The sequence below is a fragment of the Shewanella sp. 3_MG-2023 genome (assembly GCF_030548765.1).
GTDB lineage: Bacteria > Pseudomonadota > Gammaproteobacteria > Enterobacterales > Shewanellaceae > Shewanella.
In genome coordinates, this window is the sequence record NZ_JAUOSH010000001.1 from 250,607 (window position 1) to 274,345 (window position 23,739).

Genomic DNA, 23,739 nt, shown 5'->3' on the forward strand with positions numbered 1-23,739 from the left:
ATTTTAAACCTAGAAAATACCGAATTAGTTGGCAGTTAAACAACCATCACAATGATTAAAAAACAAAAAAGCTCAGAGAATACCTCTGAGCTTTTCAATTTAACCAGCAAAATAAACCGATATTTTAATCAAACTATCGGTTGAAACGCTGTTAGCGAGTCTAACATCGCACTGTTGCCCAAACCTTGTCTTGGTGCCACCATATTGAACTGGCCTTGTTCACCATGCAGTGCCATGTAGTTAAGCAACACCGTATCCACCAGCAAGTTCACGTTATTTGCCGATGGCGCCGATGCGGTATCCACTGAGGCATCAGAGCGCATAAAGCCGATTTGTTGGTTTTGCGCCATTTGATCAGCACTTGCGCCCATCAATTGTGGCTTACCCGCTGGGTTATACACCAAGAAGAAAGATGCACCTGTAGATGAGTTATCTCCCGTCCATTCGCCCTTGCCTCGTCCTTCCATTGAGTCATCGATGCGGCCATTACTGGCAACCGAGCCATCACTGAATACATACATCATCAAAGGTTGATTGCGACGAGCGGCATATTCCAAACATGCGCCCATACAACGCCCTGCGCGTAAATCTCGTAACTCACCGGTACCACGCTCACCAGTGTGATAGTCAAAACCACCCATAGTGACAGTGCCAGCACCAGAGAATCCATTAACCACCAGTTTCATAATAGAAGCGGTTTTTTGGAACTCTGATTCTGAATCAAATTCATTAATGGTAAAAATACCGCTTGGGCCCACAATGTCAGGATCTAACACAGGGTTAAGTGTCGAAGGATCACCAAAACGATCGGCTAAATCAGCACTTTTCACATAACCACAATTGACTAAGTCTTTAATCACATCATCACGAGTTACTTTAGTGTTCACCGAAGCCATTTTCTGGGCGCTAATGCGCTGGATGCTTTCCATTACGGTTACGGCATCGCGCTGAGATAACAAGTTAAACAAATCACCCACATCCACAAGCCCAGTCACATCAGACGGTCGATCGATTTTAGTTGGTCGCATGCTCAAATCGACAAAATTAGCCGCTGCCATTGAGTTGCCACCAGAGTCAGTGCTGCGCGAGCCAATGAGTGGCATCAGCGAGCCGTTAGCACCAGCCGCCGCAATAGCATACATAGGATTATGTGGGTTATTACCTGTATCGTTATCAGAACGACAAGGGATCACCGCACCATTAATCCGTGATGCGGTATCGGCTGAAACCTTTTCCAATATGCCACGTAAAAACGCTGAATCAGAGTGGAACGCGAGCCCTAAATCAGTGTTAATAAAATCAGACATACCAACATCAGGGTTTGCAATCGATGGTGCCATATCACCAGGTAAACCCAGCTTGTTATAGCCAGCTGTCGATAAGAAATCTTGCTGACCACCTGCGCCACCAACCAGCACATTTGAGCCAGCAATATTGGCGCCGCCCGCTAAATCGAAACTAATAAACGGAATTTTACCCGCCCCTTGTACGCTAATACCGCATGAGTCTCGCAGTGCTTCTAGGTCAGAAGACAACGCAGCATTGGCTTGGTTTGGGTTAGCAAACATGCTCATTAATGATAAACCCGCGACCGCTTGGCCACCTTTTGCCAGGCCCGTTGAGATAAACTCACGCCGAGTCATGGGTTTACGATGATCGGAAAACAATAAAGGACTGTCAGGGTGAAGATGAGTACGTTTAGTCATGTTGAAGTCCTTTTAAACTCTTTTTTGCCGCCGCTTGATTGTCGATATTCAATATTGGAAACGTGGTGATCTGTGTGGGTATTTTTATCATCATTACGCTCCTATTGAATCAACATCACAGCACTTGCCAACACTGCTGCACATGAGGCTTTAGCAATAGTTTGGGTTCGCTCTGCATTACAGTTTGTGCCACACACAGACAAATTACTGACTAGTGAATCCAGCTCGTTATAAACCACGTTAGCATCAGGCTGACTCGATAAATTCAGCGGCATAAGTTGACCAATTAACGGGTTGAGCAAGTTAGGTCTTTCTGCGCTGCTTAATGCCACGTTTGGCTCTTGCGTGAAGTCAATATCAGGGAACCAAGCGCTGCGTAAGCTATCGTCATCAATGGCGACATCGCAATAGGCAATTGCCAGTTGCGTCACCCCCATTTGCTGTGCAGAAATAAAGGTATCGATATTTTCGACACTCGGCAGTTGGCTTTTTACTAGCCCATAGGTATCAAACACTTTGGTTGTTTGCTGAGGTACACCAGTTAACTCACTCATTGAGTGGTTAATTTCAGCAAAGTTTCTTAAGCCTATTTGCGCGGTTTCGGTATTTGCTGGTAACTCATCAGGTGTGATTATCACGCCAGGCACAACCACATTTTCATGTTCACCGATTTGCTCAAAAGTGAGGAAAAACTCATCCTGACTGGCACCTTTTTCGAGACCAATAATAGTGCCTAATGCAGACAGCGACATAGGTTCAGCTAACGCCTGACCGCTTTCAATGGCTAAATCGACGTTGGAATAAGCTTGTCCTTGGGCACTTTCTTTACCATTAATCCCGATACGAACTGAACGCATATCAAATGCTTCAGCCACTGGCGTACCATCGATATTCACCAATGAAGCGCCAGTAAATAAATAGCTGTAATTATCAAATTGGCTGACTTCAAACATCACATAGGTATTGGGTAAATCAATTAAATGACTTACCGAGAACAGCAAGAAGAATTTCTCACCTACACCAACATCATAGTTCTGGCTGATTTGTTCTTGCTCTAGGACGCGGTTATAAATCGCCAACAAACGAATATCACCCTGCCAGACATGTTGGTTTGAAGCCTCTCGTCCTAAAATCAACGCAAAGCTGTCATCCCAAGATGCCAACGGCGCAATATCTTCATCAGCCACTTCAATTAAGTTGCCATTGACGTAAATTTTTCGCCCTTCTGTAGCGTTATAAGTTAATACCACATGCTGCAGTGTCGCTTGCAACACTTCATCGGCATTTGGCGTACTTAAGGCTGGTTCGCCATTGGTGCTTGAAGCTTCAGTGCGCAGCATAAAGTCATAGTTATATTGGCTCTGGCCTAATGTGAAGTTACGTGCATCATCACCTGCTGAATAAGTGACGATTCTTGCAGGCCCTTCTTGGGTGACATTATTTGGTGTTACCCAAGCTTCAACTGAAAACTCACCAGTAGAGGTGATTAAATCATGGAGTTTCTTACTGTTGGCGGTACTGGCCTGCGCTTTACCATTAGTAAAAGATAAGCCCCAACTGCCGAGCCATTCAACATCACCCGTCAGCGATAAATTCGCTTCTGGCGCGATACCAGAGGTATCGTATGCAGTAGAACCCTCGCCAGTTTTGAACTGGTATAAGGCAATGACATCCGTTTCAAATCGACCACCACTTGAAGCGGTAATACCATCCGTTAACCGTAGTGATTTAGACACCACCATTTCTGGTGAAATTTCATCGACAGCAATTGCATCACTCATCGCTGTCACTGCAGCAAGCATTTCATTGCTATTTTCTTGGCAATTTGTCCAACAGTTATGAAACTCACTACCTAAACGAACCACTAATCTAGACTGAGATGGCTCATCGATGTTGATGACATTTTTAGCCGACTCGTAAGCTTGAGTTATATCGTTACTTGCAAAGAAAGGTGACTGAGCAAAAGTCGCTCCTTCGTTATGACAATCAACGCAGTACTGACTAACAATGGGGTAAACATGTTGGCTAAATAGCGCACTGTCATCTGGGAAACTTTTGCTTGAACCTGGCTCTCGAATGACTGGCGCAGTTAACTCAATTGTATTGGCGCTACTGACCCGTTCATCTGACCACAATTTGATCCACGAAGTCATGGTTTCACCACAGGCACTATCGCTGTCTAGCCAACAATTATGGCCACCAGCCACTTTTTCAACTAAGCGAGATGAAGCTGGATCAGTTAAATCAACCAGCGGATTAGTCGCAGCATACGCGTCGTTAACGTCTTCTCGACTGGCAAAATATGGCGCTTGATTACCTTCAGTATGACAGGCTCCACAGCGATTTTGAGTTGAGATATTGTCCCACAATGAGACTTTATATTTTTGAATGTCTTCAGTGGCAGGTGCAGGACCGGTATACACGCCAGAGTCTGGTTCTTGCTGTTGAGGCGGATTACTTTCTACGTCACCGCCGCCACATGCCGTGAGGGTTAAACATAAACTCAGCACCGAGAGGCTAGATAAGGTTTTTTGAGATAATTTCACCGTTACTCTCCCATGCAGTAGTTGCCAACTTCAGCGAATACACGCTTAAGTTGATATGAGTTTTGTTGAAAAGACTCAGTGGTCGCCGCAATTTGGTTAATATCCTCATTGGACTCTGCATCTCGTAAGCACACGGTTTTAAATACTTTCTTTACTTGGCATTGAGCGAAAGCTTGGCTATTAGCAAACTCCTCACCTAATGACTTAGCACCAAAGCCTTTACCTTCAAGGGTTTCATCCCAGCCAAGCTTTTGGTTAACCCCCTCACGCCAATAGTTATGCCATTCATCATCTTCAGTGACATAACCGTAAGGGAAACTGGTCGAGTTAATATGGTATTTACCTTGCACCCTGGTGCCTGTATCGGGATCAACTTGGCCACTTTGGTTGTAAGCAATAGCCCCATTATCACCAACCGGATCGGCTTCAAGGTTAAAATCATATTGATAAAATGCAAACGCTTGAGCTAATGGATCCATGCCACTGTGGCAACCTAAACAGTTATTGATAAATAAGCGACTATCGCCACCAGGGCTGCGGCTAACATCTTGGCGGATTCTATCGGGTGAACGGGTATTATCTTTTAGGGGCTCTAAATCAGTGCACAAATGATTCATTAAGGTAAAACGCACCATGGCTCTGTTTGTACCTAAATAAAAGAATGCTTTGGCAGCCGCTCTACTGGTTAGAACGCCTGCTGTAGCATCACTTGGCAAACCATTTAAGCTAGACTGACTGGTTCGCTCCAAGCCATCTTTTAAATCAATAAACTGATCTTCTAATGATTGGTAATGTTGGTTATTACTGGTGCTATAGGCTGGTAAATTAAGGCTGTTCTTCCCCACATACACCATATCGGCTTGCAGTACCTGCCTGAAATCAACGTCATCTCGTACCGCACCAATTACAGTTGCACTGTAATCATTTAGTGGTGCAAAACTGTCTTGATCGATATTAGTCCAGGGGGTGGCGAACAATTTTAAAGTCGTGGAATAAAAAGCTGGGGTTTCCATTGCTAAATAAGCCGCTTCTATCGGTTTACTATCGTCGAGTAATTGCGCTATATCATTGAGGGTTTGTTCAGATGCGGGAACACCGGCGATACGATCATGTAACTGCTTTGCTTGCTCTAACGTCCCAGCATGAGACAAAGGAGCAAAAACAATTATTGAACCTAGTGTTAATTTATGCAAAAAGGCTCGGGTTTTATTCAGTCTTAATTGCGTTCTTAGCACATTGAATTTATTTGAAAATCGTTGACTTTTCACCGTACAAAGTTGCCTCTTCATACTGTCTCCTTGTCGTTATTTCAGCCAACAAACGCCTTAAGCGGCAGAGTTATAAAAACGCAGACAATGATAAGTATTTCGGGAATCATAAAGCTTGTTGTTTTTATTTTTGTTAACTTTATTTTTACTTGGCAAAATAATTTTTATTAAAAAGTATTGAAACACTGAGACTAGGCGGCAATAATGTCAAGAGTTATTACATTTTAACTATGTAACGATAACAATAATAACAATTATATATTAAGGGTAATAAATGAAGCCATTTTTCGGCTTAAAGGGATTAGGCCGTAAAACTTTTGACAATAAAGTTTTAGGCTATAAAGCTTCTAGTTATCAAGCATTAATGGCGTTTCTTCTTGTTAGCGGTTGTAACACGGATACCGCGCTTAAGGATGAACAGCCTGATCCTGTTTTAGTTGAATACCCTGTGGTTTACATTCAGCGCGATCTCATTACCCAGCCCAGTGATGACAACCCAGAATCCGCTAGTTTTCAAAGTAGAAACCCAAGCCAATTTAATCCTGGCGCACAATTATTTGTAAAACGAAATGCGTTTACTGACTCACCCGTTACCAATATCACCGCCGAACTTTTTGCCGATTTAATCACCGAAGATCCTGACACTATCCAACGCATAGATATTCGTGATTTATCAGTCTCTGATGATGGTCAACAATTTTTAGTCTCTATTCGCGCGCCAGAAATTGCTGATGCCGACGAAGATGAACAACCAAGTTGGAATATATGGCGTTACCAATTATCTGACCAATCACTGACCCGATTAATAGACAGTGATACGACTGCCGAACAAGGTGATGACTTGATGGCATCCTTTCTCCCTGATGGACGGATTATATTTGCCTCAACCCGCCAGCGCTTATCACGAGCCATTTTACTCGATGAAGGTAAACCGCAATACACCGCTCTCGACGAAAGCCGCGATAACGAAACGTTCAACATCCATTTAATGAACGATGATGGTAGCGGTATTGAGCAACTGACCTTCAATCTTAGTCATGATTTCTACCCACTGGTATTGCAAGATGGACAAATCCTCTATAGCCGTTGGGATGACATGGGTGGCGACCATGGTATTAACCTCTACAAAATGAATCCAGATGGCACCGAGAATGAATTAATGTTCGGCTGGCATTCTCATCAGATGACTCTCGATGAGCAAGATGAACAAATTGAGTTTGTTAAACCGCAGCAATTACCAAATGGCAATATACTAATGCTGCTGTCATCACAGGATGAAATGAGTTATCAAAAAAGGCCTGTGACAATCAATATCGATGAGTATATTGATAACCAGCAAGCCACTGCGGTATCGGGCGAAACCGACAACACAACTAACAATGCCATAAGCGATTTACCGCTCAGTTTTGATTTTAAATTTAACTTCGCAGACGCGCTATCTCCTTCTGGGCGCTTAACTCATTTATATCCATTACCTGATAACAGCCAACGTTATTTATTGAGTTGGGATCTTTGTCGGGTTGTTGTTGAAGAACAAATCCGTGCATGTGGTCAATTAACTGATGAACAGTTACTGGATCAAACCTTAACACTTGCCGATCCCTTATATGAGCTTTGGCTACTTAACGATGCCGACGGTACTCAGCAGTTAGTCGCCAATAGCGAAGAAGGTAAAGTGATTACTGAAGCGTTAGTGATGCAGCCTTCATCGCAACCTAAAGCCTTTATCGCCGATCAAGTGGTTGGTAATGAACTTGATCCACAGTTGCACCAAGAACTCGCTGCGGCAATTCACATTCGCAGCGTATATGATTTTGATGGTCAAGACAGCAGCAGTAATCAAGGCGGTATTAGTCGATTAAGCGATCCTTCATTAACCCCAGCCAGTGAATTACCAGCGCGCTTTTTAAAAGTCGTCCGCGGCGTACCTATGCCACCTGATGAAGTTCGAGATATTGCCAATACCGATTTTGGCCGCAGCCGAAATCAATTAATGCGCGAAGTTATTGGCTACACCCCAATTCAGCCAGACGGCTCAGTGAAAATTAAAGTCCCTGCAAATGTGCCATTGGCCATCAGTGTCTTAGATAGCAACGGCCAACGCATTGGTGGTCGCCACAGCCAATGGATAAGTTTACAAGCCGGTGAAACCCTGCAATGTATGGGTTGTCACACGGCTAACAGCCAATTACCTCATGGCCGTTATGATGCCCAAGCAGACAGCATTAACACAGGGGCGATTGGTGGCTCTGCATACCCTAATGCCAGCAGCAATATTATTCCAATACAAGGTCAAACCATGGCGCAGGCCGATGCTATGGTCAATGGCATTGCAGAGCTATCGGCGAGCCTACGTTACGATGATATTTGGACTAATCCAGCTATCTCAGCGCCAAACCCGAGTATGAATCTGAGTTATGAAAACTTAACAACCCCTGCACCAAATGGCAGTGAATGTTTTAATAATTGGACCCCATATTGCCGCATTCAAATCAACTATGAAGAACATATTCAGCCCCTTTGGGATTTACCTCGTTTAGCCATAGACGAAGACACCTTAGAGGTCCTTGCGGATAACACTTGCACCGTGTGCCATAGCAATGTCGATGATAATAACCTTGCCCAGGTGCCAGCTGGTCAGCTTGAATTGATTGCAGCTCCATCAATAGATCAAATCGCTCACCTAACGAGTTATCGTGAGTTATTTTTTAATGATGTCGAACAAGAAGAAGTGGATGGGATCGTTATCGACAAACTAGTCGAAGTGCTAGATGCCGATGGTAACGTGGTTTATCAACTGGATGCCGATGGTGAATTGATACTCGATGCCGAAGGTAATCCAATTCCTGTATTAACCACAGTGAATGTACCAGCAATTATCTCGACTAATGGTGCCAGAGCCAGTAGCAGGTTTTTTAATACCATGAATGATGAAACCCATCAAAATATGCTGACAGCCGACGAACTTAAATTATTAAGCGAATGGATAGATATTGGGGCTCAGTATTACAACACCCCTTTTTACGCTCAAGATTAGTCGAAAAGACTTTTGATAACAGCCGCCATAATAAGAGCAACCTTGGTAAGAGACGGCTTGATAAGAAAAACCTTGATAACAACAAAGTTAAAAGCCAAATAAAAACAACAATAAACAAGGACTGATGATGTTACAAAAAGGAAACTATGTTTAATTTCGCCTGCCCATTCAAATTCATGTTGGCAGGTACATTACTCTGTTTAACGTTATTGAACTCCAACCTTGCTCACGCTGAATCCTCGGCGGCGCAGTTAACCATTGATGTTCCCTTTGTTGAGCTTCATTCAGGCCCAAGTGCAGGCTATCCCGTCGTACATGTTGTTGAGCAACATGAACAGGTCAGTGTACTACTCAAACGAACATCTTGGCTCAAAGTCCGTGATAAGCGTGGCATTGAAGGTTGGTTTCATGAAGATGACTTACGCGGACTCAGCCAACATGGTGAAGCGGTTAACCAGCATGTCATTGGCACTGAAGCCTTTATGCAAAGAGACTGGGAATCGGGCGTAATGTATGGCGACCTTGAAGGCGCTAACTTTTATAACGTGCACTTAGGCTATGTTTTCACCCCTGTTTTTAGTGCTGAAATATCTGCAGGTAAAGCCTTAGGTAGCATTTCTGATAGTGACTTATTTGAAGCCATGCTTTACAGCCATCCTTTTCCTGAATTTACCTTGGTCCCTTACATTGGCATAGGTGGCGGCATTATCAACACTAAGCCTCACAGTGTTATCGCGGATTCTGAATCACGTCAAAGCACCTTAATGAGTGCAGCGGCTGGGGTTAAATACCATCTCGCACGTAACTTTATCTTACGCGCCGAATATAAACTCTCGTTGGCCTTAACCGACAGAGATGAAAATGAACAACTTCAATCTTGGAAAGTCGGCTTTAGCGTCTTTTTCTAATGGGCATGGGAATAATGAAGGCAATGATGAAAACAGCGATAACAACAAAAATAAGCATTAATACCATGGTAAAAAACGCAATTAAATCTTGTTTAACCCTAAGTATCGTCACTTTAGGCATGGGCTATAGCGCCATTGCACTTTCAGCTGAAGCTAGCCAATCAAATACCGTCGGAGTTAAAGCCGATGTTGAGCGCCGCGAAGTACTCGATGATGTATTGGATACCGAAAATTTCGAGGTCGGTATTCAAGGTGGCTTGATGTCAATTGAGGACTTTGAAAATAGCCCTTGGATTAGTGCACATCTGGGGTATCACATTAGTGAACACTTTTATGTCAAAGGCAGATATGCAGTCGCTGAAGGCGGATATACCAGTTTTGAGAAGCTTGCTAATACCGCGCCTTTACTGACAGATGAAGAGCGCGAAATGACCTACTACGGCCTCAATATTGGTTATAACCTTCTGCCTGGTGAAATATTTTTCAGTGAAGATTTAGTCTTTAACAGTGTGTTCTCCATTGAAGTCGGTGGTGGTAACACTGAGTTTGCCGGTGATGAACAATTTACGGTGAACTTAACCGCTAACTACCGTGTTTTTCTCAATGACTGGGTTGCATGGGATCTGGCGATGAGTGACTACATCTTTGACACTCAAATAACAGGCTCATCAAAAACGACGCACAATTTAACCTTTTCTACCGGTATTGCTGTTTATTTTTAATCTATAGCCGTTGGTCACAACCTAGCTCGAAAAAGAGTTAAACAAAAATTAAATAGTAAGAAAAAAAGGATTATCAATGATGTTATTTAAGCGTGGGTTCATTGCCCTGTTTACCCTATTTACTTTAAGTGTATCGATTCAAGCCAATGCGTTATCAGAAGGCGATATGGCACCAGATTTCACCTTAAAAAACATGCAAGGTGAGAACCTTAAACTCTCTGAGCAGCGCGGCAATATCATCCTGATTAACTTCTGGGCATCTTGGTGTGGACCTTGTAGAAAAGAGATGCCAGTACTGCAAAAGCTTGAAGACAAATATCGAGATTTAGGCGTTGCCGTTTGGGGCGTCAATGTTGAGCAAGAAAACCAAGCAGGTAAAGACTTTCTAGCCGATCTTAATTTAAGTTTTGACATCTTTTTTGACGAAACAAACAGCCTATCTGAGACCTACGATGTAAAAGCCATGCCAACGACTGTGATTGTCGATCGCGACGGCAAAGTGCGATATGTGTTCTTAGGTTATCAAGAAGGTTACGAGAAAAAATACGCCGCTGCGATTAAAAAGCTGATCAGAGAGTAACCCTATGATGAATCCAATCAAAAAAATGCTCATGCTCATAACGGCCCTGTCGTCACTATTCATAATATCGGGCTGCTCAAGTTTAGACATAGAACCTTGGGTAAAACCTTATGAACGCCAAAACCTTGCCGATCCTATTATGCGATTTGGTAGGCACCCCATTGCCAATATGCACGTAGCGCATGTATTGGAGGCCCGTGAGTCTGCTCGCGGAGCAGAAGGAACTGGAGGCGGTGGCTGTGGTTGTAACTAAGATGCTCAAGTGCTTATTAAAGACAGCCACACTGACAGGATTAATTCTCTGCTCGCCACTCAGCCTAGCAGCAGTGCTAGAGCCTGATCGCGCTGATGTGCTTTATCACAGCTATGAAGGCGGCGGGATGAAAATTGACGGTCCTTCGGTATTGCTTCGAAAAAAGACCTCAGAATCATTGGCGTTTACTGGCTACTACTACCTCGATAGCATTTCTTCGGCCTCTGTAGATGTGCTCAGTACAGCAAGTCCATATAGCGAAAAGCGCCATGAAGGCCAAATTGGGGTCGAATACCTCAACGATAAGACCTTAATGACCTTTAATGCCCGCCAGAGTGATGAAGACGATTACCTCGCACAATCCTTTAGTGTTAATGTATCTCAAGATACCTTTGGCGATTTAACCAATTTAAGTCTTGGTGTGTCATATGGTGATAATGAAATACGCCGCAATGGCGATGACCAATTTGAAGAACAAAGCCAGCAGTACCGTATTCGCGCAGGCATAAGTCAAATTTTAACTCGCAACTTAACCGCGCAACTTAACTTTGAAGCCATTGCTGACGAAGGTTACCTCAATAACCCATACCGTACGGTACGCTACATAGATACAACTAACCCATCCGGTGTTGGCTATCAGTCAGAAATCTATCCAGAGACTCGTAACTCGTTTTCAACCAAATTATCGGCAAGCTACTTTCTGCCCTATCGCGCGGCGTTATTTTTTCATTATCGCTACTTCAACGACAGCTGGGAAATTGATGCTAATGATGTCGAACTCGGATACCGCCACCCTATTGGTGACTTCTTAGAACTTGAATTTAAAGTGCGTTACTACCAGCAAACTCAAGCTGAATTTTATAGTGACTTATTCCCTTATCAAGATGCACAAAACTACCTAGCCCGCGATAAAGAGTTAAGTGACTTTAATGACTTAACCTTAGGCCTAGGTGTCACTTATTTAATGCCTGAAAGCTTATCTTTTGGAGATACTCGTTCAGAAGCCAGTATTCAATGGGACTACATCACCTTCGACTACAACAACTTTAGAGATCCCACTGCTGATGGTGGCGTAGGTAACGAACCGTTTTACAATTTTTCAGCTAACGTCATCCGCGCTTTTTATAGCGTTTACTTTTAATCATTTTGCGTAATGTTAGCGATTTAGCCCATTTTCAAGGTAGGAATATGAACAACACAGATCAAGGTACTGGACAAGGTACAGCGCAGGGTAACACTGTTAAGTCATCTACAAATTTTAAAATATGGCTCACTTTGGGGCTATTTATAACCGTGTTCTGGAGCGCGATGCAGCCAAGTGCCGCGTTAGCCAATACTAATAGTGACGCGAGTGCTAATGCAATGACTAATGGTAATGGTAATGGTAGCGCTGATAGTCAGAGTCAGGTAGCAAGCGATCTTGAAAACATCAAAAGCCAAGTCATTAAATTAAATCGTGATTTATTCATTCTTGAAGAAGACTTATTGTTCCCCGCAAGCACTCAAATAGCTGTATTTGTGTCAGTGGATATTGGACGTTTTTTTACCCTAGACAGTGTCGAGCTAAAAATTAATCAGCAAAATGTAGCCGGTTTTTTATATACCCAACGCCAACGTCGTGCACTGGAAAAAGGCGGCATTCAAAAAGTCTATATGGGAAATTTGAAAATGGGACAGCATCAGCTTACCGCTATTTTTACCGGTGTTGATGCAGAAGGTCGCACCGTACAAAGAGCAGTGACTCATCAATTTGAAAAGACAGATGAAACCGTGATGGTGGAATTGAAACTTGAAGATAATGAATCCAGTTATCGTGCAGATGTGAAAGTTGAAGAGTGGGTTTTATAACGGTTATGCCAGTTAATATGAACCAAGCTTTCCCTGACTTTAGCCGCTATGCAGTAGCAACGCCTCAGCTAAAAGCGATATTACTGCTTATCGTTAGCGGCTGTTTTTCAACTGCAGCTATCAGTGCTGATATGCCCACCGATGTCTCAACTGATGAACTAAATAAGCAACCAACTGAAGTTGCTAATGCAACGACTGCAACTAATTTAACCCTTGCTCAGCAAGCTAACCTGCGCAATAAACTTTATCGCCAAGCCTTATACTTTTATTTTGAAGGTGATTACAACGCCGCATTAAGCCAAGTTAGCCTAAACAGACAGCGCTTTGATGCTGATACCGCAAAAAGCCATTTGTTTGAAGCTGGCTTACAGGTATCCATCGGTTTACATCATCAAGCTACAGAGACGTTGGCCACGTTCGAGCAAGCATTAATTCAACAACAAGCAGACGATAAGTTGGCAGGTATTGAGCCACCAACCGAAGATAAACAAGGCAATAAAACTGCCACCTCTGCTGATGAGCTAAAGCTTATCGCGCTACTACAGTTGTCAGAACAACAAATAGAGCAAGGTAAACACAGTGCTGCCCAGCAAACCCTCGCTAATATCACTCAACTGCCTGCTTCATATGCTGAGCAATATCAGATCCTACATCAATTGGCATATTGGCCTGCATCTGTGACTCCTTCAGCGAAAATACTTGATGAGTCAGCCGCGGGATCAAACCAAGCAGATACTGAATTAACTGCAAAGTCAGCATTATCTGCTTACGTCATGCTTAACCAAGCACTGCAATTGATGCAAGCAAAGGATTATCAACGCGCAGAAACACTGCTGGTACGCATTAAAAACATAAACTTAGCAGCAACTGAAACGAATTTCTGGCAAAGCTTATTTACCGAAAAGAGTCCACAACAACGAGCTCAAGTTTCTAGTAAAAATGTTAATAAAGAAATCACTGACATAAGCATAATGACAGCTGATGAATTAAAGGCAGACAAACAAATCCAGCAGCAAGCCATTAATGATTATGCTCAATTATTGTTAGCCCAACTGTATGTTAAACAAGGTCTATACCAAGCAGCATTCGATCAATTACAAGATTTTCCTGAGCACAGTCCTTACACTGAGTCTGCACTATTTCTATTTGCCTTCTCAGCTCAGCAGATCAAGCGATATGACACTTCACTGGCATTGCTTGATTTATTAAAACGTGACTATCAATACTCCCAGCTCGGTTGGCAATCAGCATTACTCATTTCTGCTCAAATCAAACAGCAAAACACACTTTCTGAGAGCCTATATAGCTATCAACAAGCCGAGCAACTCTATGTTGAACAATTAGCTGACTTAGCACGCTTTCATACCGATATTAAGCAAACAGAATTAACGCCATTATTGTTCAACAGTAATGTAAACGCTCAAACGGGAGCTAATAGTCAATGGCTGCAAAAAGCCTTAGAAAATCCAGAGCTGAAACACGATATCGATACCTTATCTGAGTTATCACTGTTAACGAGCAGTATTGACCGTCAGCAGCAAAAAAATGCCTGGATAAAAGAGAGCTTAACACTCAATAAACAGCGTCAAGCTCGCATCATCGAACAGCAAAGCCAAACCCAGTATCCTGAATTGATTCAGCAGTTAACCAATCAAAAGCAGCTGTTAGCACAAATGATTACTGAGGCTGAAGCACAAGAAAACGCGGATATTTTTGCCAATGACGCAGAGCAAGCATGGCTTAAACGCGTCAATGAAAGTGAAAACGTTATCAAGGCTATTAGTGGTCAGCGCAGCACTGAAGAGTATCAACAAAGACTAAACCGCGTTAAAGCAGTCCTTAACTGGGAGTTGCAACAGCAATTTCCTCAAAGGTTATGGCAACATAAAAAATTACTTAAACAAGTCGACCAACAACTCGTACTGGTAAGTCTGCAGCAACAACGCTTTGCTCAGTTAGCCAATTCTCAGCAACAAACCACTGCGTTTGAGCAGCGCCAAGCTCAAGCAGAAACGAGACTGGTTACAACAATTCAAAATATCGCAGCACTTGAATCCTCAACCAAAGCTCAAATTCAACAAAAAATCTCAGCCTTTGTTTCTGAGCAACAAATTCAGCTTGAACAGTTATTACTGGCCTCTCGCCATGAAATGGCGGCTGTATTAGAGCAAATGTCCCAACCTGTTATAAATGGGGAGAAATTATAATGACCCCATCAAAACCAACGCTATCTCTACTCGTTAGCTGCATGATCATTGCTGGCGTCAGCGGTTGTAAAAGCACCCTAGATACTCAAGCTAATAACAATCCCAAAAGAGCGACATTAACTGATTTAGCCAAACAACAACCCCAAGTTTCATTGGACTCACTTGCTCTGACAAAAGCGCAGCGAAGCCAAAAACTTGCGCAAATTTATCAGCAATTACTGACATTAGAACCCAACCCAGAAGTCAGAACACACGTTGAATATCGTCTGGTTCAAATTAAGACTGAAAATCTTGAAGAGCAAATGTTTGGTGAGCTTGAAACCACAGTTCTTGATGAAGATACAGGGGTTAACCCGTTAGCTGCAGAGCAAAAAGCTTTGCAACAATTCAAGCAAAACGATCAACAGCTAGTAAAATTAATCGCTGAGTATCAAACACTATTACAGCGCTACCCTAATCGCGCTGATAACGAGCATCTGCAGTATCAACTGGCAAAAGCGCTAGATTTGCAAGGCCAGCTAGATGAAAGCTTAATCGAGATGGAATCGTTATTATCCCGCTACCCTAACACTCAATATTTAGCGGAGCTTAACTTTAGGCGCGGCGAAATCTATTACAACTTGCAAGATTACCCTGCTGCGATAAGCGCTTATAAACAGGTTCAATCAGCTGATAACAATGATAAATATTTACTCAACAGCATTTATATGTCTGGCTGGTCACTGTTTAAACTGAATCGCTTACCTGAGGCTGATAGTACCTTTTTAGCCGTGTTCGATACGATTTTAGCTAACCATAAACCAAAGCAAAATGAGTTAACCGCAACGGATTTCAGTTTTGCCAGTTTGAGCAGTCGCGAGCAAAACCTAGCAATTGATGCGCAGCGAGTTTTAAGTATTTCACTCAGTCAGCAGCAACAATCCGTATCCTTAGTTGCACTGGTGACATCAAAACAAGACACGCGTTACTTACCTATTTATCAACATGTTCTATTTGATAACTTAGCAAAATTCTTACTGAAACAAGAGCTGCAACATGATGCAGAGCTGGCCTATCAAGCCTATATCGATTTGGCACAAGATAACATTTGGTCTGCTCGTTACTCATTGGCTTTACTTGAGCTTTATCAGCGCCAAGGTAAATTTGCTTCAATGCATAAACTCAAAAATGATTATATTAACCAGTACGGGTTAAATAGCACTTTTTGGAGTCAAGCAAGTGCAAAGCATCAACAAGAGTTACTGCCTCATTTACTGGCATTTAGTGATGAGCATAGCCGCAGAGTTTACGCCAACGCGCAAAATCAGCCTGCAGGCATTGGCCGAGTAAGCGCTTTTAAAGCGGCTGCAAATGCATTAAGTACTTACTTACAACTCGCAAAATTGCCACAGGCAAGCAGCTTACTCAGCAAAGATATTCACACTGATGAATACCTGTTTGCTGATGCTAATTTTGAAGCCAAGCAATTTAGACAAGCACTTAACAGTTATAAAACTATCGCTTATGGTGAAATCAGTTCTATTGATGATTCGGTTCAAGCAGACCAGCCAAACCAACAAGCTGATCACTTAAGCCAACCAAATAAGCAGCTAAACCAAGAGCAGATAGCCCTCAAAAAGCAGGCTGCTTATGCAACCACAATCACAATTCGAGAAATCCTAACGCCGCTGCAAAATCAAGCTAATGCAAATTTGGATAGCACTCAGGTCGTTGTCCAAGAGAGGGTCGCCTTAGATAAACAGTTTATCGCCAACTATCCAGATGATAAACGCGCTCTAGAGCTTGCAACTCACGGCGCCCAATATTCATTTGCATCGAAAAATTACCTGGATTTAGCCCAGTTCAGCGAATTTGTATTAGTGACTCACGGTGTCATTAATCAACCCTCTGAGAAAAGTGCAGAACAAATAGCGGTAGTAGCGCGACAAACACCTGATGAATTAGCCAGTGTACAAAAACCTCAGGCTTATATCGCCCTAGATAAATCAAGTGTTATCAATCCAGTAGAGCACGGTAAACAGCTGCCTAAAACTCAATTAAAACAAGTACAACTTGTGACTCAGTTATATGCTCACGGGTTATATCAGCAAAGCCAATATGCCCTTGCTGAGCAATCTTATAATCTGGCGTTAAAATATTTAAGTGTCAGTCAAACACCGACAGCGCAGCAAGCGACATCACGAGTTGAAATGCGCGATTTATTAGCATCAAGCATTTACTTCCAAGCACAGGCTAACAAGAACGACAATCCGCAACTTGCTGTTGTCGATTTATTACGGATTAGCAAAGCTGTGCCTGAATCAAAATATGCAGTCAGTGGCGAGTTTGAAGCGGCGAATATCTTGCTTTCGCAACAGCAATGGCAACAAGCTATTACGGTATTGGTGCCATTTCAAAAGCGTTACCCTAAACATCAATTCAGTGCATCAATCCCAGCAAAACTTGCTCAGTCATATGAAGCATTAGAACAATGGGAATTGGCTGCTGAGCAACTGTTGATTATTGTTGCCAATGAACCCAAAGGAGCGCTAAAGCGTGAGGCGCAATATACTGCTGCGGAGTACTACCTCAAAGCAGGCGAAACCGAAAAAGCCCGCTTAACCTATCGAACATACGCTAAAGATTACCCTGAGCCTTTTGATGTAGCACAAGAAGTACGCCTTAAAATGAGCGAGTTTTATCAAGTTTCTAACGAGCCCAACAAGGAATATTACTGGTATCGCCAGATATTAACCTTCCACGCCAAGCAGCAAGCTAAAGCGAATACCTTTGCTGGGCGAGAAATTGAAATTGCCTCTATTGCAGCTTCTGAATTAGCCCAAGCACACCAGCAAACATTTATCGCGATTAAGCTAACCGCGCCATTAAATAAAACCTTGAAGCGTAAACAAGACGCGATGAAACAAGCTATTGGTTATTACCAGCAAGTGTTGGACTTTCAACGAGCACAATATGTGCCGCAAGCAACCTTTAACTTAGCTGAAATGTATCGCCAGTTAGCGGCTGATGTTATGGACTCTGAGCGCCCTAGTGACCTAGATGAATTAGCGCTGGAAGAGTACGAAATATTGCTTGAAGAGCTCGCCTATCCATTTGAGGAAAAGGCTATTGAAATTCATATCAGTAACACTGAGCGAGCTTGGCAAAATATCTATGACCAATGGATTGGCAAAAGTTTCACAACCTTAACTGAACTGTCACCTGCGTTATATAACAAACAGGAGGTGACACATGATGTCGTTGAATCAATTCACTAAACCTTTAAGTAAGAGAGTAAACAGTCGGGTGAATAATAAAGTGAATAACACACTTTCCTCAGCTCATGTCACCATCAAGTTATTAATGGGTTTCAGCCTAATGATCTTGTCTGCATGCTCAACGATGACTAATGATCAAGCGAGTGAAAACGCCGAAGCTAACGGTATTGATGCCCTAGATAGCAGTATGGTGGATATGGTTAACACAGATGATGGCAATGCTAGCTCTGTGGCAAATGGCTCTGTAGGGAACAGCTCGAACAAGCAAACGGCAAGTAATGGCGCTTTAAATGACATAACAGCCAACAATTACAACTTATATGCTGAGCAAGCACAGCAACGTTTAGCCAATGTACCCAGTACGGTGTTAACTCAGTATCAAGATGCGCTTGCTCTGATGAAACAACAGCAATTTGATCAAGCTGATGTATTATTCGATCAAGTACTCTTGGCGCAGCCAACCCTATCAGGTGCATTAGTAAACAAAGCCTTAATCGCCATTAATAAAAGTGACTTTAGTCAGGCTGAATCTTTGTTAAATCAAGCCATTGCCGTTAACCATAAAAACCCTTACGCCTTTCAGTTGAAGGCCCTTGTAGCAAGAAAGCAAGGTCAATTTGAACAGGCAGAAAAAGATTATTTAACCGCATTATCTATTTGGCCTAATTATCCAGAAGCACAAGTTAACCTGGCTATTTTGCTCGAGCTATACCGAGGAAAACTATTAGATTCGAGACGTTATTATCAATCCTATTTATTGCTAAAACCTGATGATGTTCAAGCCCAGCGATGGTTGGCTGGCGTTGAAATAAAAATTCAGCGCGCTGGGCTCAATTTGCAAGAAGGAGAAGGATAAGATGGTTAGTTCATTAACCCCGATGACAACATACCGTGTAAACGCAGCGGTTATTGCTGTTATGACACTCTTGCTGCTATCAGTCATTAGCATTGGCCAGCTTAATGCCGCTGAAACCGTCAGCACAGCAAACAAACCCGTATTAATTGAAAGTAAAGTGACCGGCACGCAAGAGCAACCCAAAGTGCTTTACATCATGCCTTGGCAAGGAATTACCAACCCTGTAGCAATACAAGATAACAATATGCAAATCATCTTGCCGCAATTCAAACCGATTAACCCTAAAAAGTTCCAACAAGAGGTACGTGATTTCAGTGTGAATACTTCATCAAAACAATAAAGGGTGTATTCACCAAGATAAAAGTTTAACCCAAAGCAGTAACAAAAAAGCAGTAACAAAAAATAACTACATTTAGGACGAGTCAAAAACAACTTCGTTCGACTCTATAAAAAGGAAAATATCATGAGTTTTACCGACCATATTATTGCATTTTTACAAAATGGTGGCCCGTTCATATACCCTATCGCCCTAGTATTAGTCGTCGGTTTGGCCATCACTATCGAACGCTGGTTATATCTCAGTTCAGCTCATCGCACTAACCAAAAAGCATTCTCGTTAATCAAAGAAGCACTTAAAAGCGGTGATGTCGCGACAATCAGTCAACATGCGCAAAATAATAAAGCCCCTGTATTTGATGTATTGCAATCTGGTATCGTCAGAATTTCACAAGCTAATCGCCGTGAAGATGTGGAATACGCCATGGAAGAAACCATCATGGAGTACATGTTGAGACTTGAAAAGCGCACGCCATTTATTGCTACCTTAGCCAATATTGCTACGTTACTTGGTCTACTGGGTACCATTATGGGGCTGATTGCAGCGTTCTCTGCGGTAGCCAGTGCAGATCCAGCTGAAAAAGCTAACCTGCTGTCTTCCAGTATTTCTGTTGCAATGAACACCACTGCATTTGGTCTTATTACCGCTATTCCGCTAATTCTATTTCACTCAACACTGCAAACTAAAACTGCGACTATTGTTGATTCAATTGAAATGGCTGGCATTAAATTACTTAATTCACTGTCATTTTCTAAGCAAGCGGATTCGGACCGAGGCTAATAATTATGAGACGCCGTCGTCGCCCTAATACCGAAGATGCAGAACTCGATATCACTTCATTTATGAATTTGATGATCGTGCTCGTGCCTGTGTTATTACTGAGTTTGGTATTTTCACAAGTACGGATACTAAATCTGCAATTGCCTGTTATGTCAGAATCTCAACAAGCTGAAGATGATCAAGAACCTAAAGTATTGGAACTGGTCATTACTCAGCAAAGTCTTGAGCTCAACTACCCTGCGGGCATATTACTTAAACGTTTTGAAACAACAGAACAAGGTTATGATTTCAAGGCTTTGTCTGTGTACTTACAAGACCTTAAACTGACTTTTCAACAACAAGAAATCGATAAAAATGACATAGTGCTTTTGCTTGAATCTAATATCGATTATCAGACCATTGTGACTGCAATGGATACCGTGCGTTCATACAAAGCAGTGGTTGCGGCTAATCTAGTCGATGCTGAACTGTTTCCGCTTATCTCATTAGGCGATGCACCTGAAGAATCACTTGCTGAAACACAAGTAAGTGAAACCACAGGAGGCAAATCATGAAGCAATCACCCAGAGCTAAACGACTTGCTAAGCACCATAAGCGCTTTAAATCAGGTGGCAAACTTAACTTAGTTGCCTTGATGGATATCTTTACGATTTTGGTATTCTTCTTGATTGTGAATCAATCTGAAGTACGCGTTCTACAAAATATCGAAAAGATAAAGTTACCTGTCTCTATTGCTGAAGAACTGCCAGTTGAAAACCTGGTTATCACAGTACTTAAAGATACAGTGCTTATCCAAGAGCGAGCTGTTTGGCAAAATAGTGCTGATAAGCCTAACTTCAGTGAACAAGAAAACCTTGAGTTTATCGAAGCGATGACTACTGAGCTTACATACCAAGCGAGTAAACGTACTGAGTTAACAGAGTCAGAACAGGAAAAAGGCCGTGCCGTCACCATTATTGGCGATAGCAGCACACCTTATATGGCGTTAAAGCAAATTATGGCTGCTTGTGCTGAAACGGGATATAGAAATATGTCATTAGCCGTGGAACGCCAAGCCAGTAAAACGGCTGAGGAGAGTTAGCATGACAGCAGCAAGCTTATCCCATTCGTTTAATGGCAGTAGCCCAAATGGTAATAGCTTTAACGACATAGGTGATTTATTTAAGCCCAGTAAACAAGATAGGTTATTTAAACAGATCTTAGTGTTACTACTGGTCATTTACGCTGTGTTCGGCATCGGTGTGCCTTTACTTGAGCAAGTTGAAGTGCCAAGAGAAGTTAAAGAGCAATTACCACCGCAGTTAGCGAAAATAATGCTTAAAGAAAAACAACTTCCAGTGCCTGAAAAGCCAGAAGTTATTCCTGAACCTGAGCCAGAACTTGAAAAAGAACCGGAAAAGGTTGAAGAGAAGCCTATCGATAAACCTGTTGAAAAGCCAATAGTACAGCCGACAATGACCCGTGAGGCCGCAAAAGAAAAAGCACAAACTTCAGGGCTAGCAGCCATGAAAGATGAGCTTTTTTCAATGCGTGAAGCGTTTGATATCAAGCCGGCATCTCAAAGTGCCCTTGAACAAACGCAGGCGCAAGAAGTGAAAGTCAAACGTAAGATGTTAGCAGCTTCGGCCAATACCCAAAGTGAGAGTTTAACCACCTCTACCGTCAATCAAACCGTTGTGTCAGATGCTTTAAGCACTAAAAACACCCAACAAATTAGGTTGGCAGAAGAGGAGGTGTTAGCTACTCAAGGGGCAATTGCCGAGGAAGAGCAACTGGCTTCTGCGGGAAGCCAACGTTCAGAGGCAGCATTACGCCGCACACTTGAGGCGAACAAAGCACGTTTATATGCCTTGTATAATCGAGCTCTGCGTAAAGACCCTTTCCTCAAAGGTAAAGTCATGTTTGAGATTGAGATCCTGCCTAATGGCAGCATTAGTCGGGTTGATATTCAATCAAGCCAGCTTAACAATGCCAAATTAGAGCGCCAACTAAAGGTTGTGTTACGTTCAATCACCTTCCCAGCAGAAGATGTTGCAACAATGACAACCATTTGGGCGATCGACTTCTTACCCAGCTAGACAGAAGTAAGCGATAAATGATTAATTAATTTTTATCAGTTAACAATACGGCCAATTGGCCGTATTTTTTTATTTGCTTAAGGCTTAGAAAGTAAAACAGATTAAAGCACTTGCTTCATAATCTTAGCATCAGGGCCATAACTTGCGTTAGCCGCCTGCTCATGATCAATCTCAAAGCCCATTTTTTGCCAAAAAGGGACTGAGCCTTGTATTGCCACAAGTTGTATTTGTGAGTAATTGTATTGCTTAGCAATTAATTTTAACTGCTCAACCATTTGCTTACCGACTCCTGAGCCTTTTAATAGAGCAGATACCGCTAAATCATGTAGAAACAATTTATTACCCTCCTTTTTCTCAGAAAGTGTCTGATAGAGCTTAGGAGGCGTTTCATTAGCCCAAACATGAGCCAATAGATAAGCCATTACCTTTTGCTCTTCATTTTGATAGACAAAACAGCAGTGAGCAGAATGCTGCCATTTATCCCGAAGGACTTCGAGCGGCTCTGGTTCAATATCCACATACACTTGCGATTGGAGTTTATAGATTTCAGGCCACATTGACTCTGTAATTGGATTAATTGGCATTTCGGGCAGACTCTGAATGTAATAATTTAGAAAGTATTAATTTGGAACGTATGACTTATCCATCATACAAAAATAATCATATGCCTCAATCGATAAGTGATAATGGATAAATATAAGAAGATAAATCATAAATTTCAGCCAACAAAAAGCCCGTCATAAGACGGGCTCTTGCTTTAACCGTGAGGCTAAATTTGGCTGGGATACCAGGATTCGAACCTGGGGATGCCGAGATCAAAACCCGGTGCCTTACCACTTGGCGATATCCCAAAATTGGTTATGTATAACTTTTCATAAAGGAAGGTTTACATATTGAAAAAATTTGATGGTACGGGAAGAGAGACTTGAACTCTCACACCTTACGGCACCAGAACCTAAATCTGGCGTGTCTACCAATTCCACCACTCCCGCATCAAATCTTTCTCAGAATATACACTAATTATATATAGTGTAAACTCTGTTGTTGCTCTTTTCTAACTAAGTAGCATAGCGTTACCCACTAATCTACCTTTAAACATGGTAGCAATGGCGGGACTTGAACCTGCGACCCCAGCATTATGAATGCTGTGCTCTAACCAGCTGAGCTACATTGCCTAAGATGGCTGGGATACCAGGATTCGAACCTGGGGATGCCGAGATCAAAACCCGGTGCCTTACCACTTGGCGATATCCCAATAATCTTGTCTACTTACTTTAAAATGGCTGGGATACCAGGATTCGAACCTGGGGATGCCGAGATCAAAACCCGGTGCCTTACCACTTGGCGATATCCCAA

The 23,739-nt window shown here is 42.5% G+C and carries 19 protein-coding genes and 5 tRNA genes; 15 read left to right on the forward strand and 9 right to left on the reverse strand.

Annotation, left to right across the window (positions count from 1 at the left end; all coding sequences use genetic code 11):
- Positions 1-128: 128 nt before the first annotated feature.
- The 3 genes from Q4591_RS01160 to Q4591_RS01170 all read right to left on the reverse strand — a co-directional run bounded on the left by Q4591_RS01160 (position 129) and on the right by Q4591_RS01170 (position 5,541).
- Positions 129-1,706, reverse strand: a complete 1,578-nt coding sequence (locus Q4591_RS01160) for a general secretion pathway protein GspF (RefSeq protein ID WP_303458925.1) — start codon at positions 1,704-1,706, stop codon at positions 129-131.
- 101 nt (positions 1,707-1,807) lie between these two features.
- Positions 1,808-4,252, reverse strand: coding sequence for a LamG domain-containing protein (locus tag Q4591_RS01165; protein ID WP_303458927.1), 2,445 nt, complete (start codon positions 4,250-4,252; stop codon positions 1,808-1,810).
- Between the two features lie 2 nt (positions 4,253-4,254).
- The gene (locus Q4591_RS01170; RefSeq protein WP_102477103.1) at positions 4,255-5,541 is read right to left on the reverse strand and encodes a hypothetical protein; all 1,287 of its coding nucleotides are present in this window, start codon (positions 5,539-5,541) and stop codon (positions 4,255-4,257) included.
- A gap of 253 nt (positions 5,542-5,794) precedes the next feature.
- Here Q4591_RS01170 and Q4591_RS01175 point away from each other — a divergent pair, with 253 nt between their 5' ends.
- From Q4591_RS01175 to Q4591_RS01245, 15 genes are all read left to right on the forward strand, one after another.
- Positions 5,795-8,557, forward strand: coding sequence for a hypothetical protein (locus Q4591_RS01175; RefSeq protein ID WP_303458930.1), 2,763 nt, complete (start codon positions 5,795-5,797; stop codon positions 8,555-8,557).
- A 146-nt stretch (positions 8,558-8,703) separates the two neighbouring features.
- Positions 8,704-9,465: an SH3 domain-containing protein gene (locus Q4591_RS01180; protein ID WP_102477101.1), complete on the forward strand. Its 762-nt coding sequence runs from the start codon at positions 8,704-8,706 to the stop codon at positions 9,463-9,465.
- A 65-nt stretch (positions 9,466-9,530) separates the two neighbouring features.
- Positions 9,531-10,187 (forward strand): outer membrane beta-barrel domain-containing protein, encoded by a 657-nt coding sequence (locus Q4591_RS01185; RefSeq protein WP_241901126.1) that lies wholly within the window; start codon positions 9,531-9,533, stop codon positions 10,185-10,187.
- A 76-nt stretch (positions 10,188-10,263) separates the two neighbouring features.
- Positions 10,264-10,767 (forward strand): TlpA disulfide reductase family protein, encoded by a 504-nt coding sequence (locus Q4591_RS01190; protein WP_303458932.1) that lies wholly within the window; start codon positions 10,264-10,266, stop codon positions 10,765-10,767.
- Positions 10,768-10,774: 7 nt separating this feature from the next.
- Complete coding sequence (locus Q4591_RS01195) at positions 10,775-11,020, forward strand: DUF4266 domain-containing protein (protein WP_102439160.1); 246 nt, start codon at positions 10,775-10,777, stop codon at positions 11,018-11,020.
- Positions 10,965-12,161 (forward strand): DUF3570 domain-containing protein, encoded by a 1,197-nt coding sequence (locus Q4591_RS01200; protein WP_241901125.1) that lies wholly within the window; start codon positions 10,965-10,967, stop codon positions 12,159-12,161. The genes Q4591_RS01195 and Q4591_RS01200 overlap by 56 nt, the downstream gene beginning before the upstream one ends.
- Before the next feature lie 47 nt (positions 12,162-12,208).
- Complete coding sequence (locus Q4591_RS01205; protein ID WP_198590498.1) at positions 12,209-12,868, forward strand: AraC family transcriptional regulator; 660 nt, start codon at positions 12,209-12,211, stop codon at positions 12,866-12,868.
- 5 nt (positions 12,869-12,873) lie between these two features.
- Positions 12,874-15,075 carry a CDC27 family protein gene (locus Q4591_RS01210; protein WP_303458935.1) on the forward strand — a complete coding sequence of 734 codons (2,202 nt, stop codon included), beginning with the start codon at positions 12,874-12,876 and terminating at the stop codon, positions 15,073-15,075.
- Complete coding sequence (locus tag Q4591_RS01215; protein ID WP_303458936.1) at positions 15,075-18,332, forward strand: tetratricopeptide repeat protein; 3,258 nt, start codon at positions 15,075-15,077, stop codon at positions 18,330-18,332. The genes Q4591_RS01210 and Q4591_RS01215 overlap by 1 nt, the downstream gene beginning before the upstream one ends.
- On the forward strand, positions 18,307-19,188 hold the full coding sequence (locus tag Q4591_RS01220) for a tetratricopeptide repeat protein (protein ID WP_102477097.1): 882 nt from the start codon (positions 18,307-18,309) through the stop codon (positions 19,186-19,188). The genes Q4591_RS01215 and Q4591_RS01220 overlap by 26 nt, the downstream gene beginning before the upstream one ends.
- 1 nt (position 19,189) lies before the next feature.
- Positions 19,190-19,528, forward strand: a complete 339-nt coding sequence (locus tag Q4591_RS01225; protein WP_102477096.1) for a hypothetical protein — start codon at positions 19,190-19,192, stop codon at positions 19,526-19,528.
- A 123-nt stretch (positions 19,529-19,651) separates the two neighbouring features.
- The gene (locus tag Q4591_RS01230; RefSeq protein ID WP_102438963.1) at positions 19,652-20,305 is read left to right on the forward strand and encodes a MotA/TolQ/ExbB proton channel family protein; all 654 of its coding nucleotides are present in this window, start codon (positions 19,652-19,654) and stop codon (positions 20,303-20,305) included.
- A 5-nt stretch (positions 20,306-20,310) separates the two neighbouring features.
- Complete coding sequence (locus tag Q4591_RS01235; protein ID WP_303445583.1) at positions 20,311-20,859, forward strand: biopolymer transporter ExbD; 549 nt, start codon at positions 20,311-20,313, stop codon at positions 20,857-20,859.
- Positions 20,856-21,386, forward strand: coding sequence for a biopolymer transporter ExbD (locus tag Q4591_RS01240; RefSeq protein WP_102528072.1), 531 nt, complete (start codon positions 20,856-20,858; stop codon positions 21,384-21,386). The genes Q4591_RS01235 and Q4591_RS01240 overlap by 4 nt, the downstream gene beginning before the upstream one ends.
- A 1-nt stretch (position 21,387) precedes the next feature.
- Positions 21,388-22,383, forward strand: coding sequence for an AgmX/PglI C-terminal domain-containing protein (locus tag Q4591_RS01245; protein WP_102532057.1), 996 nt, complete (start codon positions 21,388-21,390; stop codon positions 22,381-22,383).
- 101 nt (positions 22,384-22,484) lie between these two features.
- Here Q4591_RS01245 and Q4591_RS01250 read toward each other — a convergent pair whose 3' ends face one another.
- From Q4591_RS01250 to Q4591_RS01275, 6 genes are all read right to left on the reverse strand, one after another.
- A complete protein-coding gene (locus Q4591_RS01250) occupies positions 22,485-22,967 on the reverse strand; it encodes a GNAT family N-acetyltransferase (protein WP_102477092.1) in 483 nt (160 codons plus the stop codon).
- A gap of 192 nt (positions 22,968-23,159) precedes the next feature.
- Positions 23,160-23,234, reverse strand: a tRNA-Gln gene (locus Q4591_RS01255).
- 56 nt (positions 23,235-23,290) lie between these two features.
- Positions 23,291-23,375: transfer RNA gene (locus Q4591_RS01260), tRNA-Leu, on the reverse strand.
- Between the two features lie 106 nt (positions 23,376-23,481).
- Positions 23,482-23,558 (reverse strand) — tRNA-Met (locus Q4591_RS01265).
- Between the two features lie 5 nt (positions 23,559-23,563).
- A tRNA-Gln gene (locus Q4591_RS01270) sits at positions 23,564-23,638 on the reverse strand.
- A gap of 25 nt (positions 23,639-23,663) precedes the next feature.
- Positions 23,664-23,738: transfer RNA gene (locus Q4591_RS01275), tRNA-Gln, on the reverse strand.
- Between the last annotated feature and the right edge of the window lies 1 nt (position 23,739).